This window comes from Mesorhizobium sp. M0854 (assembly GCF_040319815.1).
Classification (GTDB): domain Bacteria; phylum Pseudomonadota; class Alphaproteobacteria; order Rhizobiales; family Rhizobiaceae; genus Mesorhizobium.
Genome location: NZ_JAMYOL010000026.1, coordinates 22,531 through 37,207, shown reverse-complemented (window position 1 = coordinate 37,207; position 14,677 = coordinate 22,531). Strand labels below are relative to the sequence as shown.

The following is a 14,677-nucleotide window of genomic DNA, read 5'->3' as shown; positions in this document are numbered from 1 at the left end:
TGGACTTATCTGCTCATGATATAAATGTCCGACCGGAGGTGCCCTATGCAGCGCGATGGCATGAAGGATCTGCTCTGGTTCGTGGCGGTCGCGCGGGAGCGCAGCTTCACCAAGGCGGCGGCCAAGCTCGGAACCTCGCAGTCGACCCTGAGTTCGACAATCAAGGAGCTTGAAGCTCGTCTTGGCGTCCGCCTGCTGACGCGTACGACGCGGAGCGTCGCTCCGACCGAGGCCGGCGAGCGACTTTTCCAATCTCTTGTTCCCCGCTTCGAGGAAATCGAAGCCGACCTCGCAAGCCTGGTGGCCTTTCGCGACAAACCCTCCGGAACGGTCCGTATCACGCTGTCCGACCATGCGCTCCAGACGACCGTCTGGCCGAAGCTGCAGCCCTTGCTCGGCGACTATCCTGACGTGTGCGTCGAGCTCTACAGCGACAACGGCTTGAAGAACATTGTGGAAGAGCGCTTCGACGCAGGCGTGCGGCTTGGTGAGAGCATCGACAGGGATATGATCGCAGTGCGCATCGGGCCGGATTGGCGGCTCGTGGCCGTGGCTTCTCCCGAGTACTTTTCTCGCCATCCGGTTCCGACCGCACCCCAGGATCTGGTCGACCATGACTGCATCAATATGCGGCAGGCGACGTTCGGCGGATTATATGCCTGGGAATTCGCCAGGGATGGCCGCGACCTTCGTGTGCGGGTGGAAGGCCAACTCACCTTCAATTCGTCCATTCCCATGATCGAGGCTGCGATAAGCGGTTTCGGGATCGCCTATGTCCCGGAAAACCTCGTCAGCCAGCACATCGCCAAGGGATGCCTTAGGCTCGTGCTTGACGACTGGAGTCCGCCGTTTGCGGGCTATCACCTCTACTACCCGAGCAGGCGACAGCTCTCGCCTGCGATGGCGGTGATCGTTGAGGCGCTCCGCCATCGCATCTGACGGGAGGTCGGGCAGTTTGCGTCTCAGCGCCGCAAGGCCCGATCTGGCTACCTCGGGGGTCGTCCAGAGTGATCACCAGGGCTTTGCGCTGTCAATTTTCGCGGCGGCCACCATCTCCTCCTGCGAAGCGTTGCCGAAAAGACCGGTAGACGTTCTTTCCGGGACCGCTCTACATTTTTGGCGTCGAGGTCGACCGCAACCCACCTGTATCCACGCTCGTCGAGCAATCTGCCGATCACCCGGTCTACCCACCCGAACCCGGCAATGACGAATGTCCGGACACGGCGGACTGAAGCAACGCAGCATTTTCCACTTTGAGGCGAAGTAATTCTCAACTATGGTCCGCCAGGCTTTTGGCATGAGGGGGAATATTGCCGATGGTTTTATCACGCAGGGGTGTCGTGCTCGGCGGCCTGGCGCTGGTCGCGATGGGTGCAACCGGCAATATTGCTCAAGCAGCGGCGGCAAAATCCTTTTTCGCCGGTACCGCCAGCGACAACAATTTTGTGTATCGCAAGACCAACTTCGCCAAGATCGACAAGAGATGGCATCGCCAGATCGTCAAGTATTTCAGTAGCGAGCCGGTCGGCACCGTCGTGGTCGATACCCGCCACCATTTCCTCTACGTCATCATGGAAAACAAGACTGCCATCCGCTACGGCGTCGGCGTCGGCAAGGACGGCTTCAAATGGTACGGCCGCGCGACGATCGACCGCCGCGCGCTGTGGCCGGACTGGGTCCCGCCTCCCGAAATGCGCAAGCGCAGGCCGGAGCTACCGGACATGATCGCAGGCGGCGCGTCCAACAATCCGCTCGGGCCGCGCGCGCTCTATCTGCACCGCGACGGCGCCGACACCGGCTACCGCCTGCATGGCACGCTGGAGCCATGGAGCATCGGCACCGACGCTTCCAGCGGCTGCATCCGCATGTTCCCGGAAGACATCATCGACCTCTACCAGCGCTGCCCGATCGGCACCGCGGTGCAGGTCCTGCCGCACATCGCCGACCAGGCGCCCGCTTCCACCACTGTCGAATGATTGGCGCCTCATGAACCGCATCATTGAAAACACGCGCCGGCTGCTCGCCGCCGGCCTGCTACTGCTGGCCGCATCCTGCTCGACCAGCAACACGCTGGCCCCTCCCACACCCGACGTCACCAACACCGAGGTTGCCGGCTTCCAGAACGTGCAGCCGGGCAGCGAGGAGGATTTTATCCTCAATGTCGGCCGCCGCACCTATTTCACGCAAGGTTCGGCCGCGCTCGATTCGGTCGCCAAGGCCACCCTCGACACCCAGATCGCTTGGTTGGCAAAGCATCCGCGCTGGCTGCTCAAGCTGCAGGGTTTCGCCGACGATCCCGGCGCGAAGGAAACGGCGCTGTCGCAGCAGCGCGCCGATGCGGTGATGGACTACCTCGCCGCCGGCGGCATAGACCGCAACCGCATGTGGGCCAAGGGCTACGGCAAGGACAGGCTCGTCCGCGAGTGCCCCGACACCGCCTGCAGGTCGCAGAACCGCCGCGTTGTGTCTAATTTGCGCGATGTGAGGGACGAGCCGTAGGGGGCTGCTGTTCTGCTTGTGACCCGAAGCAGTGACGGAGGTTGCATATTGCCGGTGGCGCCAGGAGTATCGTGGCCTAAAGGGCGACCCGAGAACACCAGGATTGGGGTCTTGAGATCAACGCAGCTGAACAAATTCCCAGTTCGATTGTCGCCGCCGGGCCATCGTCACTGCTAGTGCGTGCGGCGGTAACGGACGAAGTAACCCTCCTTTTCGAGATCAATACTCGTCAACCTATCGACCAACGAACGGAATCGGTTGTCCGTTTTTTGGCCGTCTAACGACGTTTTCCTCTCGATCAGCGCGGTGAGCAACTCTGCCAACTCATTCCGCAAGACAAGCTCCTCCTCGAGTCCGGGCTCCGGCAACTTTGGCTCAGTGCAAAGCATTTCATATAGCTTTTGCCGCCTCCATGGCAGGTTCCATTCCCGGAGCGCCGGAGAGGTGTTACCATTTTCGTCGATATGAACGAAACCGAGGCTGTTGGGCCACTTAATCTCCCTACCGGCGACGTGCCCCACCGTCTTGCCATTCGAGAACTCGTGGCAACCCCCGCATGTAATCGCTCCCGCCCTTGCCAGGGCCTCGTTTGATGAGACGCCTTTCGACAAGAGGTCCAACTGGGAAAGTGCTGCAACAATTCTCGGCTTGAGCCCTGAGGCTTCCAGCTCAGGATCGTCCTCAGAGTTCGAAGATATGTTCTGGAATTCGTTGAACCGGTTATCGATGTCGGCACCGAACTCGTTCAACAGACTAAGCATGTAGGCCGCTATCGCTGGATCGTCGCCTGGCACAGGCGATAATGTAAGCTCGGGATTGAAAAGTTGAGGGAGGTACTGATCAACAAAGGCCTGCTGATAGGCTATGCGTTGCTGCTCCTGCGCTTTTCCGTCTATCGCGCCTTTACTGTCGTCGCGGTAAAATTCTGCCAAGGCATTTTTCTTCACGGTCTCGATTCGGAAGGCCGTGTCAGAGGTGTTGGAAGGAGGCACAATCTTCCATTCACGCAATTGCCAGTGCTCTGGGCCGTTAAGCGTAGCATTGCCGCGAACTTGCCCGTCCGGTATGCCGTAGTTCTTGGCCAGCACCGCTGCGACAAAGCCTGAACCTAAGCCTTTGTAGTAAAATGTTTCAAGATCCGCCGCCATTTGCTGCTCGGCTTTTCCAGACAGACCGCTCCAGAATTCGGCAACCGGCATACAGCCGGCGATCCCGCGCTCGCGTTCAGGATTGGGTAGCACTGCCTCAAAGTTGAGGAAGAAGCGCCCCGACTCCCCTGTCTGCAACGGGTACTTCATCGCGTATACGATCCGGTATTCGCCGCAGTTCGCCCCGTCGCGCGGGGCGCGGTCGAGGCGATTGAGCAGAGCAACGGGTTGTAGCCCGGAATTGGCATCCAAGAGCATGTCAGCACTCGGGATATTGTTATCCCGCTGCTTCTCGATCGCCATGGGCAGCATACTGTGGGGATCGGGATTCTTCTGCCGGTCAACGTCGTAGGTGTCGAGGAGAGTTTGCACGAGGCCGATGCGATTGGCATCTGGGTCAACTTTGAGGCTCGCTAGAATGGCATCGATGGTGCGCGCGAAACTAAAATCGGCCTTCGAGAAGAAGGTTGGCCAATCTCCCAATGTCACGATCAAGGATTGTTTGGCAACAACTTGATCGAGGCTCGCAGGGCATTGTCTTGCGCGAGCAACCGTTTCAGAAGAGACACTACCGAACAAAAGCGCGGCCAATGCGCCGGCAATACTGCTCCGCCTTCTCATCGCCCCACCTTCGATGACCAGGTCAAAGGCTCCGCAACGGCGGAAGTTGCACCAGTGTGCCGCTTCCAGCGCGGGCGCACGTGCTATCTGCAACGTGTGAGAAGCATCAGCCCGAAAAGGAAGTTTCTTGCCTTGACTGGGTCTTTCTCGTCCTTCACGATCTCAACAATCGCAGTGACGTATTTATCCAGATAGGCGATGTCTGGCACCTCATTCCCGCTTGTCCATTGCTTAGGCAATGAAATGTTGTGCTTCGACTTTGAACTCTTCTTCTGCAAGTCTTCTTTTATTTCAACCAGACAATTTCCATCGTTAATAGATTCCTCGCTTCCATCAATCAATAGGTGAGTAACATCGCATTTTCGACCCTTCGGATCTGTGCCCGCATGTTGCTGCACCAGATCAGCCCGCTCGTCGTCTTGAGCGCCGACGAACCTCTTAAAGTTGCCATTGTTTAAGATCGCGTTCAGGGTGAAATTGCAATATCCATCTTTGCTCGGGCGCGCTCGATCATCGTTGTCCTTGATGTATAGCCGTGCCATAAACGTGCCTCCTAGCCTAGCCTCCCATTCTATGCGACAGATCAACGGATCTCGCAAGTGAGACGATGTTGAGTGAACCCCTTGGGCTGGACCACGAGGACTTAAAAAACTGATACCTCGATGGGCAGCTAGCCGCTAAACGCGTTCTGATAGCGGACCGACCGCTCACGGCCCAGACCCCCCAGAAACTTCTATGTCAAATCGGTCCACCTGTTCAGTCAGGAACCGCTCTTCGCGGGGCGACTTGGGCGGGATGCCCCTGGAACTTAGACTAGCATCGCCACCATGGGCGGCGCGCTCTCGCCAACACGCGTGTTGATGAAAGATCTGTGGGAATGCGACGATCAGCTCATGCCGCCAAAAACACTAAATCAAAAGCAGCGGCTGGTCCGCTGGCGAACCGGCGTCGTAGCTTAAATCGCGGCCATCGGGAGCAAGGAGACGGGCTCTTGCGAACCGTGGTTTGCAGTGACAAAGCCGGGTCGATAAAGCGCGAAACACGGGAATGCCGAATTCCGCTCGTGTCATTTCGGCAAACCACAAATCGATTCCTCTGTGCGCCAAGGCGTTAAGTACGTCTGACAGGTCTCGCTCACCCGCAGGAGGAGATCGATTTGACGCGACCTGTTGGATCGAGGCCATTTTCAGAGGCCGGGTCATCATTGAGACTTTCTCTCGCCATCGCTCCCAACCGCCAACGTTGTTACCAAGCGCACGCGCAGCGCCGAGCGAAATCTCCATCTGAAGCATTTCCGTCAAGGCGGCTGTGGCTGCTGATTGGAGGCTTTGGCCAGCAGAAAAGCCTAGCGAGACATCCTTGCCGTCCGGTTCTGCTGAAGCGGCAGCCACGACTGGGATATCGATATCTGAGGTAATATCGAAGAGCCAAGTTCGACGTCCGCGATCCAACAGCCAGTCGACAAGCGTTTCGATGCCCAAGAGACAGGACAAATCAATGGTTTGGCGCTCCCTTCTGCCATACCACCACCTACCGGTCGCATCCCTCTCGATTAGTTCCAAGACAGCCGCAAGCTTCGCAGCTTCTGCGGTGATCCCTGCTGCGCAACCACTGCTATCGCCGACGGCTATCGCCTCCTCATCGCCAGCCTCTCGACGTCCTATGAAGGCGAAGTCTGCCGGTATGAACGCCTCATCGCCGCCAAATGCATCCTCAACCCTAAGCCAATCCAGCACCGCAGATTGATGCCTGATCGGCGGTCGCCAGTCGAAGCCAGTGTTTTCTCTATTCCACGCAACGCGGGCTATGATCTGATCTGCACTGAAGCCGTTCAGGCTTTCAGGTGTGATTGCCGCCGGTCCGATCTCGTCGACCGTAGCGGTGATCGCCGGCTCGTCACCCCACGAGCAGCAACTGAAGAGTTCTGCTGCCTCGCCAAGACAACTCGCTCGGCAGTCGTCGATGCTCAACCCTCGACCGCTGGCCAGTCTCCCTGTTTGTGGCATTGCTGCGCGCGGAATCATTGGCAATTGCAACAAGGCATTATTAGGAATCGCGATCGCAAAGCGAACCGGAACGTCTGTCACAGGTAAGTTAATCACGTTGAACAGTTCGCCGACCCTGGCGTGTTCGCAACCATCCATGAAAGCATTTGCCATGAGTGTCATTGTGCCGTCGACTAGGCTCGCGTTGGGGAGCAGAATAGCACATTCGACAGGGCAAGCAGCGGCGGCCATGCAAACGAGATCGGAGCGAGCGACCCTTAGAACAATTCTGTTTGCGGACCTGGCTCAATATAGCCGGCTGACCGCTGCCGATGAAGTTGGAACTCTGGATCTCGTTTCGCTCTGTTTCCAACTCTTCCAAACCCATTGCGAGGAATTCGGCGCAGAGTTCATTAAGACGACCGGCGACGGGGTCTTGATCTTGTTTGACGGGGTATCGAGCGCCATCGACTACGCGATCTTTATGCAGGGTACTCTGGCTGATCTCCTGGACAAGAGAGCGTTTTACAGTCGGTTCCGGATCGGATTGCATATCGGAGAGTTTCATCGTCGCGACGGCGACGTGTTCGGCCATGCGATAAACGTTGCTGCCCGGGTGCAAGCTATGGCCGAGCCAGGCGGTGTGTGTGTGACCCAGGACGTCTATTGGGCGGCCCGCAACACCGGGCGGTGGCGTTTTCAGTTCGCCGGGCGGCCCGCTTTGAAGAACATGCCTGAGCCACTGACGCTCTACAGCGTGGTTGCCTCTAACCTTGCCGATGGCCCGGACAACGGCGACCAGCGACTGATTTCGGTCATCGATGGGCTTGGCCTTTACAGGGAAGATGGCGAAGCAATCGCATTGCGTTCCCCGAAAGCGCAGGCGCTGATCGGATATCTCGCACTGTCCAGGAATTATCAGGAGGTGCATGACCGGGTGGCTGCCTTGATTTGGCCAGAACGAAGCCAGATAGCCGCCCGGCGTGCAATGGTGAACTGCCTGCAGATCGCCGAGCGATCAATTGCGGGCGACTCGGCGGCAGGAATTCTCAGGCGCGGAAATATTATTGGGTTGAGCCCCTCGCGCATAAGCGTCGATGTCGTTCGCATGTTGAAGGATCTTGGAGAGGGCAAGATTGACGACTTGCTGCTCAGACGATCGGATTGGTCCGAGGCGATCCTATTTGGCTTGGAAGACACCAGCGACCTATTCAGCGCGTGGCTGAGCGTCACGAGGCACAACTGGCGTGATCACGCACTGGAGGCCTTGGAGGCCATGCTGGAACGCTTCGAGATATCCGAACCTGCAATGCGCAGGGCAGCAAATGCCCTCTTAGTACTCGAGCCCAGCCATGAGCGCGCTGCGCGATGTCTCATCCGCCACCATGCGGAACTGCAGAATGTCGCCGCCGCAATGCGCGTCTACGAAAATCTGCGCGACCTTCTGCGCGAACGATATCAGTTGCTGCCTAGCATGGAAACGACGGCTTTGGCCGAGGCACTTAAGGGTCCGGAACCGCTATTGTTGAACAGAAAGAAACCACCTCGGCCGAGCGGGCCCGCGCCAACACTCGCGGTTGAGAGATTTGAGGCTCGAACAAAGAAAATCTCTCTTTTGGTCTGGGGATTCCGGTCCGAATTGATCGCCAATTTATCCAAATTTCGGGAGTTCACAGTCATCGAGTTGAAAGATCCTGCAATCGAAAGCCCCGACACGGACTATCTGCTGACGGCCCAGTGCGTAGACAGCCAAGACGACATGCAGTTAATCGTCTCCGTAAGCGACTCCAGTACAAACCAGATCATTTGGAGCGATTCGTTTAGATTTGCGTTTGGAAACTGGCTCGCTTTGCAGAAGCAGTTAGTCGGAAAGATTGCTTCCACTTTGGAAGTCTACCTTTCGCATGACAGGCTGTCGCGCCAGGTCAGGGGCGTCCCGCAAAATCTCAATATCTATGATGCTTGGTTGCGCGGCGAGGACTTGCTGACGCGCTGGACGCCAGATGCAGACGACGAGGCCCAACGGCTGTTCGAAGGCGCTATCGTTGCTGACCCGAACTTCGCTCCTGCCTACGCCAGCTTGGCCAGCATCCACAATGCGCGACAATTCATCCGACCGGGAATTGCTGCCGACCCTTCCATAACGGAAAGGGCTGCTGAGCTGGCCCAACGCGCTGTGACCCTCGATCCCTTGGATGCACGCAATCATCTGGTCGTCGCCTGGTCGACAGCGATGACCCGACACTTCGAACAGTCGGAAGTGCACTACGAACTGGCCGCCGAACTCAACCCCAATAGTCCGAAGACACTGGTGTCGGCTGCCTTGGGAATGGCGTTCATGGGCCGCGTGGAATCTGCGTCGCTTCTGCTAGAGCGCGCAATGGATTTAACATCCATGTTTTTGGACTACCAGTGGTCACACATCGCGGTAATCCGCTATTTTGCTGGAGATTTCGAAGGCGCAGTCGAGGCGGCCGATCGATCCAAGAACGCAATCGTCGACACCGCCGGTTGGAAAACTGCCGCCCTGCGCAAGTTAGGCAGAACGGATGAAGCTCGTGCGGCGCTGATGCAATTGCGCGCTTCCATTGCTGCAGCCTGGGCAGGACCTGGAGCACCGGCTCTGAAGGACATCTTGGACTGGTTTCTATGCGCCTTCCCAATCAAGCGGGACAAGGATCGGCGTGATCTGGCACGGCTATGCCAGGTAGATCTGCACACGCACAATGGATAGGAGGAAGCGGGCGGACTGGCCCGCATCGCCTCGCGGTTGCCGCGAGAGGGGACCCTGAAGAAACCGGTGCCAGCGTTTTTTGACCGGGGAGGGGAGGTCATTGCCGGAATGCGAGCCCGATGCTCTGAGCTCTCAATAAGAGCGCACAGACTTTCTGCGCTTCAGGGTCTAAGCGGTCATCGTGCGATCACACTAGTGCCGAAATTTGGCCGGCGCTCCCCCTGCGCTCCCCGGAGCGGCTTTCGGCCCAACGGCACCGGGCCTAACGCGCGGCTTTGCAGGCCGGCACCCTAACCTTGGCTGGAGTATGCTGTCCCTAGCCGGTGAAGAGAAGCAGTCGGGGGCCACCGCAGTTTGAATGGGCACCGCACCGCGGGGCAGTTGAAGGCCGCACTCTGCCCCCACCGTCCAGTCAGCACGCGGCGCAGAAGCGTTGAGGCCGTATTGCTTTCACCTGTGAAGAACCCCCACAGTAAAATCTCCGCTTAGTCTCAGCGGGGCGGACGGCAGCAATTGCCTACCGCCGAACTAATAGTCGACGGTCTGTTCTCGGGCCCCGATTCGGTCATTTTGAAATACAGCCCTTTGATGACTGCTTGTGGCGCTCCTTGCTCCTCCCGATGGACAGGACGACCGCACTCAATAAGGCCCTCGCCGACATGGTTAGACACGGTCCAGGAACTCGAGCACCCGCCGCGTGAGCAGTGCGCTGGCAGCCGCGTCGTACGACGGGAGCGAGCTGTCGGCGAAGTGGTGCTGGTCGCCGGGATAGAGGAACAGCTCCGCGTCCTCGACCTTCTCCACGATCTCGCGAGCGGCGTCGATGTCGCCCTCGCCGATGAAGATCGGGTCGTTATCCATACCGTGGATCTGGACCGGGACGTCGTCCGGCCAGGATCCGAAGGCCCACTCGCCGCTAATCGGCAGACAGGAGTGGACGAGCAGGGCTCCGCAGGCACCGGGTCGTGTCGGTGTGAGCTTCTGCGCCGGTAGTACGCCGAACGAGAATCCGGCGTAAACGAGCTCGGGGGTCAGTTCGCCGGCGACGCGGACGCCGCGCTCCCGCATGTCGTCGAACCCGATCTCACCGATGTAGGCGAGACCCTCGTCAATACTCTGGAATGTGCGTCCGTCGAACAGGTCCGGCGTATGCACGGTGTGCCCGGCTGCCGCAGGTCGTCAGCGAACGCGCGCACGCCGGGAGTCAACCCTTGTGCGTGGTGGAACAGCAGGACCTCGGCCATGGGAGCCTCCAGGTGGGACGTGGATTGCGGCGACAATTGCGAATCGCTTCGCAGAACTGCAAGCGATTCGCTGTGCATCGAAGAACTTCCAAATGATGATAAGCCTCGGCGCATCGTCTTTTCCCGGCGTGACGACGCGGGGGCCGATCTACACCAACAGATAGGCGGCGACGAAAATGCTTCGGCGTTACCCGCGTCCGCCAGACGGACGCACCGCGGCGGTAGTGTCTTGGTTCGAATTTCCAACAAGGTTGATTCCGGCCGATGCGCGAAAGGCAGCTTGAATGAGCGCCATGAAAGTCGCTTTGAGCGCGTCCATTCGTTCAAGAACCCTAAGCTGCCGAACGACCGAATTCGACGGCGAAGGACTGGCTGGGGTGGATACTGTGAAAAAGTCCGGCGCACCGCAAATCGCCACCGATCTTAGAATCCAGTTCCACCCTGGCGCATTGCATGGAATCAGGATTCAATTTTGGGGTCTCTACGAAACGCCATCCTACGAAAGTGCCACGGGCGACCGCGACGCGGACTTTTTTGAACAATATCGGTATCGGTGGAAACCGGAAGTTCGACGCGAACCCAACAGAGAGCTCGCCGGCTGTTCACAGCTGCTCTACGGGCTCGGTCCTCGGACAAGCCGGCCAGAGAACTATCCTTCCAGAAGCGACGCGGGATCAAGGGGCGCGTCGCCTGGCCGGACGTGACGCGCAGGAGAGGGCATCTTTGCAGCCGCGACGATCACTCCGGCACGCCGGCAATACCCAACGCTTCGACGTAGTGCTCGGCGAACACCTTGTCCCGCCACGGGTTGATCTGCCTCTGCAGGCCGAGCGTGTAGGTCGGGAACGCCTCCATCAGCCGCCGCGCCGCCGCCTGCGCTTCGTCCGGCCGGTTGAGTTTGACCAGCGCCATGATCACCACCCGGTGCGAGGAGCCGTAATTCGGCATCTCGCGCAGCGCTCGTTCTCCCCAAGCCAGCGCTTCCTCGTAGCGTTCTAGCATCAGGTAGGTCATCCCGATGCCGGAGAGCGCGATGCCCTTTTCGGGGTCGACCGGACTCAGCCGCATCGCCCTGTGGAAGTGCTCGATCGCGACGAGGGCGTGGCCGGAATGGGCGTTCACCCAGCCGCTGCCCGTATGGCCCTGCGCCGAATTGGGGTTGAGGAGCAGGGACCGTTCGATCGTGTCCAGCGCCGTCTCGTAATCCTTGGCGCTGTAGGCGATCACCTGCGCGGCGAAACGCAAGCTTGTCGGGTCGTCTCGCGCGTCCGCCAGCACCTCGCGGGCCATGCGCACGGCGACGCGGATATCGTCGGGCTCGTGCCAGCACTGACTCACCGACAGGCTGCGGATATAGGCACCGAGTGCCTTCGCCAGGGTGAAGTCTGGGTCGATGCTGAGCGCCTCGTTGGTGAGCCGGCGCACGTCGGCGAAGCCTTCGCGCGTCATGCTGTAGAAGCGCGGCAGCGCACGAAGGTAGAGGTCGTAGGCACCGATGTAGTCGGTCGGCTTCATGCGCGCCTGCTTGATCTCCTGCAGCCGGATGCTCGGTTCGACAGCGCCGACGACGCTCTCGGTCACCTTGTCCTGCAGGTCGAAGATGTCGCTCACGTCGCCCTCGAAGCGGTCGGCCCAGACATGGTGTCCGCTGATCGCGTCCACCAACTGCCCACTGATGCGCACCCGCGATCCTGCTCTGCGGATGCTGCCTTCGAGCACGTAGCGGACGCCCAGCTCGCGCCCGACCTGGCGCAGGTCCACCGCCCGGCCCTTGTAGGTGAAGGACGAGTTGCGGGCGATCACGAAGAAGGAGTTCACCCGGCTCAATCCCGTGATGATGTCCTCCACCAGCCCGTCGGCGAAGTATTCCTGGTCGGGATCGCCGCTCATGTTGGTAAAAGGCAGAACCGCGATCGAGGGTTTCGCGGGCAGCGGAGGCGATGCAGCCACCGAGGCGCCGGCGTCGGTCTCGACGCGGTAGGCGCGCACAGGCCGCTCGATGTTCTTGAGGCGCAGGTTGCCGAGCGACGTGAAGCCGCAGTCGAGCTTGCCCTGAAGGTGGTCGTAGGCGGTGCCTGAGACGACCACGGTGCCGGGGTCGGCGATGCTGTCGAGGCGGGCTGCGATGTTGACCCCGTCGCCGTAGAGGTCGCCGTCCTCCTCGCAGACCACGTCGCCGAGATTGACGCCGATGCGGAAGCGAATCCGCTCTTCCTCGGGCATCTGCGCCTCGTGTTCTGCCAGGGCCTGCTGGATCGCCATCGCCGAGGCCACCGCGTTGACGACGCTAGCGAACTCACACAGCATGCCGTCGCCGGTGAGCTTGACGATCCGACCCCGGTGCTCAGAGACCAGCGGTTCGAGCAGGTTCTTGCGGTAGATCTTCAGCCGCTCGAGCGTGCCGCGCTCGTCGCGCTCCGTCAGGCGCGAATAGCCGACCACGTCGCAAACCATGATCGCTGCGAGGTGGCGCTGCGTGTTCATTGCACCGCTCGGCCAAGCGCCTGCACGCGGGCCGCCCCGCGTCCATGTCCTGCCAACTTCCTGACTCCCCGTGTGCATGGTATCCGTCTCTCCCAGTCGCCGCCCGTCGCCGATAGAGAACGGAAAACGCAGCTCGACCTTGCCTTCACGAGATTTCGCTATCCCGCTTGCGAGGCGTGGAGCATTCCAGTCGCCGCGCTAACAGCCAACCGGCGACACGCCCACGCAGCCTCTGGGGACGCTGACACGCCACTCCCAGAAGGCCGGAGATATTTACTGCCCTTGGTAACCGGTTGACGCCACCGTGGCGGTGCTTTTGTCACCGCCATGTAACAGCGAGATGCCTACGAACGTGCGCATCGGGCATCACACCAGACGTCGCGCTTAGAGGTGCTGAGGTCGGAAAGTGGCGCGATCGAGGCGATGCGGACTTCGCCTACTCGGCAGCTGCCAGCGTGGGTCAAACGGCTTGGTTGAATAGAAAGTTGCCGCATGGCGCGGCCTGTCGGAACAGCGTGATTGCGGCAAGGAGCGGACATCGAGTGGCCCAGCGTTGAGGCTTGCTCAAACTAGTCGCTCGCGGGCCGTTGAATCGAAATCACAAAGCATAAACCTGAGGGCAGACCTTAGTCCTCCGGAATTTCGGTGACAGTACACTTTTTGTCGCGTTCGCCCGACCGTCGTGTGTCGATTGACTGGGTGGCGGCGCGCTCGCCAAAGTGCTGCGTAGGACTATCCAACGCGCGGCAAAGGAGCACTGGGCATGTTTTGCAAGCCGCTTCGGGAAGTTGTCGCACCATCGCGTGTCTCGATCAGATCGCGGATGATGGTTTCGAGCACGCGCGAACTAGGGCTCGGTCGCATGAGCGCGACCTGCGCGCGCGACCAGTCGAGAATTCGGGCGCCCTCCGGGTGCCGCTCTAGCGTATAGCTGTCGAGCAGTCCGGGCGGCGCGTCACCGCGGATAGTGGCAGCGAGCTTCCAGCCAAGGTTCATCGCGTCGCCAAGCCCAAGGTTGAGGCCCTGGCCCCCCAACGGCGAATGGATGTGCGCGGCGTCGCCCGCCAGCAACACGCGGTGCTTGCGATAATCGATTGCCTGATAGGCGCGGTCCGTCCAGGTGGTGGCAAGCTCCAGCGCCCTGACTCTGACATTGGTGCCGGAGACTTTGCGCAGCACTGCCTCGATATGATCGAGGGTGACCGGCTGGGTTCGGTGGAAGGTGCCGCCATCGAAATCGACATCGCGATCGTGCCGGGCAGCGCATAGGTATACATGCCCATGGGGGTGTAGTGACGGCCGGGCTTGAGCGTGTCCGGATCGGCCAGTTCGACCTGCACCGAATAGCCGGTAAATTCCGGATCGGTGCCGGTGAAGCCTATGCTGGCCGCCTTGCGCACCATACTGGGCCCGCCATCGCAGCCGACGAGCCAGCGCCCTCGAAACGTCTCAGCGCCCGCGCGGACGGTAACCTCCTCGTCCGATTGCTCGAAATCTTCGACGCCGCAGCCGCGCTTTATCTCGGCGCCTATCGCCGTCGCGCGCAGCCAGAACGGCTTCGATGCTCGCCATATCGGCCGCGCCATTCCGTGCTGTTGACCTGATCGTGGAAGAATTGGATGCCGGCAAAATGGCCGCCCAGGCGGCGCCTTTGCTGCATCCAGTGCGCAGCCGCCGTAAGGTCGCGGCCGACCGCGCGATCCTTGATGGTGTCCAGCAGATCGCGGCGATCGAGACTCTCGATCGTCGGTACAGACAAGCCGCGCAGCCCGAACGGCAGCGCCTTCAATGGCGAGTGCGGTTCTTGCGCCTGCTCCAGCACCAGCACCGAGCAGCCCGCGTGGCGCAGTTCACAGGCGAGGAACAGGCCAACGGGACCAGCACCAGCAATTACGACATCATGAAGAGCGGTGTGAGGGATGTGCACAGGATACTCCTTGGTCGATGTTCGACCGGAGCGTT

The 14,677-nt window shown here is 60.1% G+C and carries 8 protein-coding genes and 2 pseudogenes; 4 read left to right on the top strand and 6 right to left on the bottom strand.

The features are described 5' to 3' along the window. The first annotated feature begins 45 nt into the window (after window positions 1–45). From NKH99_RS26450 to NKH99_RS26440, 3 genes are all read left to right on the top strand, one after another. Complete coding sequence (locus NKH99_RS26450; protein ID WP_352775843.1) at window positions 46–939, top strand: LysR family transcriptional regulator; 894 nt, start codon at window positions 46–48, stop codon at window positions 937–939. Between the two features lie 377 nt (window positions 940–1,316). Further along, window positions 1,317–1,976 (top strand): L,D-transpeptidase, encoded by a 660-nt coding sequence (locus NKH99_RS26445; protein ID WP_352474291.1) that lies wholly within the window; start codon window positions 1,317–1,319, stop codon window positions 1,974–1,976. 10 nt (window positions 1,977–1,986) lie between these two features. Further along, window positions 1,987–2,499, top strand: a complete 513-nt coding sequence (locus NKH99_RS26440) for an OmpA family protein (RefSeq protein WP_352474289.1) — start codon at window positions 1,987–1,989, stop codon at window positions 2,497–2,499. A gap of 173 nt (window positions 2,500–2,672) precedes the next feature. On the opposite strand, the gene NKH99_RS26435 is transcribed toward NKH99_RS26440, so the two are convergent. The 3 genes from NKH99_RS26435 to NKH99_RS26425 all read right to left on the bottom strand — a co-directional run bounded on the left by NKH99_RS26435 (window position 2,673) and on the right by NKH99_RS26425 (window position 6,436). Continuing rightward, a complete protein-coding gene (locus NKH99_RS26435; RefSeq protein ID WP_353016455.1) occupies window positions 2,673–4,238 on the bottom strand; it encodes a hypothetical protein in 1,566 nt (521 codons plus the stop codon). 113 nt (window positions 4,239–4,351) lie between these two features. After that, on the bottom strand, window positions 4,352–4,810 hold the full coding sequence (locus NKH99_RS26430) for a hypothetical protein (RefSeq protein ID WP_353016453.1): 459 nt from the start codon (window positions 4,808–4,810) through the stop codon (window positions 4,352–4,354). Window positions 4,811–5,176: 366 nt separating this feature from the next. After that, the gene (locus NKH99_RS26425; RefSeq protein ID WP_353016450.1) at window positions 5,177–6,436 is read right to left on the bottom strand and encodes a YcaO-like family protein; all 1,260 of its coding nucleotides are present in this window, start codon (window positions 6,434–6,436) and stop codon (window positions 5,177–5,179) included. Between NKH99_RS26425 and NKH99_RS26420 the strand changes: the two genes are divergently transcribed. Then, window positions 6,411–8,987 (top strand): adenylate/guanylate cyclase domain-containing protein, encoded by a 2,577-nt coding sequence (locus tag NKH99_RS26420; protein ID WP_353016448.1) that lies wholly within the window; start codon window positions 6,411–6,413, stop codon window positions 8,985–8,987. The genes NKH99_RS26425 and NKH99_RS26420 overlap by 26 nt on opposite strands. Window positions 8,988–9,650: 663 nt before the next feature. Here the strand turns inward: NKH99_RS26420 and NKH99_RS26415 are convergent. From NKH99_RS26415 to NKH99_RS26405, 3 genes and pseudogenes are all read right to left on the bottom strand, one after another. Then, a pseudogene (locus tag NKH99_RS26415) lies at window positions 9,651–10,231 on the bottom strand (dienelactone hydrolase family protein). Window positions 10,232–10,969: 738 nt separating this feature from the next. Beyond that, entirely contained in the window at window positions 10,970–12,715 is a 1,746-nt protein-coding gene (locus tag NKH99_RS26410; protein ID WP_353016446.1) for an adenylate/guanylate cyclase domain-containing protein, read from the bottom strand. Window positions 12,716–13,504: 789 nt separating this feature from the next. Beyond that, window positions 13,505–14,642 (bottom strand): annotated as a pseudogene (locus NKH99_RS26405) (FAD-dependent monooxygenase); the annotation flags it as partial. Window positions 14,643–14,677: the final 35 nt, after the last annotated feature.

Coding starts and splice junctions, on each gene's coding strand:
- NKH99_RS26450 (WP_352775843.1), top strand. CDS start 46: ATGCAGCGCGATGGCATGAAGGATCTGCTCTGGTTCGTGGCGGTCGCG.
- NKH99_RS26445 (WP_352474291.1), top strand. CDS start 1,317: ATGGTTTTATCACGCAGGGGTGTCGTGCTCGGCGGCCTGGCGCTGGTC.
- NKH99_RS26440 (WP_352474289.1), top strand. CDS start 1,987: ATGAACCGCATCATTGAAAACACGCGCCGGCTGCTCGCCGCCGGCCTG.
- NKH99_RS26430 (WP_353016453.1), bottom strand. CDS start 4,810: ATGGCACGGCTATACATCAAGGACAACGATGATCGAGCGCGCCCGAGC.
- NKH99_RS26420 (WP_353016448.1), top strand. CDS start 6,411: ATGAAAGCATTTGCCATGAGTGTCATTGTGCCGTCGACTAGGCTCGCG.
- NKH99_RS26425 (WP_353016450.1), bottom strand. CDS start 6,436: ATGACACTCATGGCAAATGCTTTCATGGATGGTTGCGAACACGCCAGG.
- NKH99_RS26410 (WP_353016446.1), bottom strand. CDS start 12,715: ATGAACACGCAGCGCCACCTCGCAGCGATCATGGTTTGCGACGTGGTC.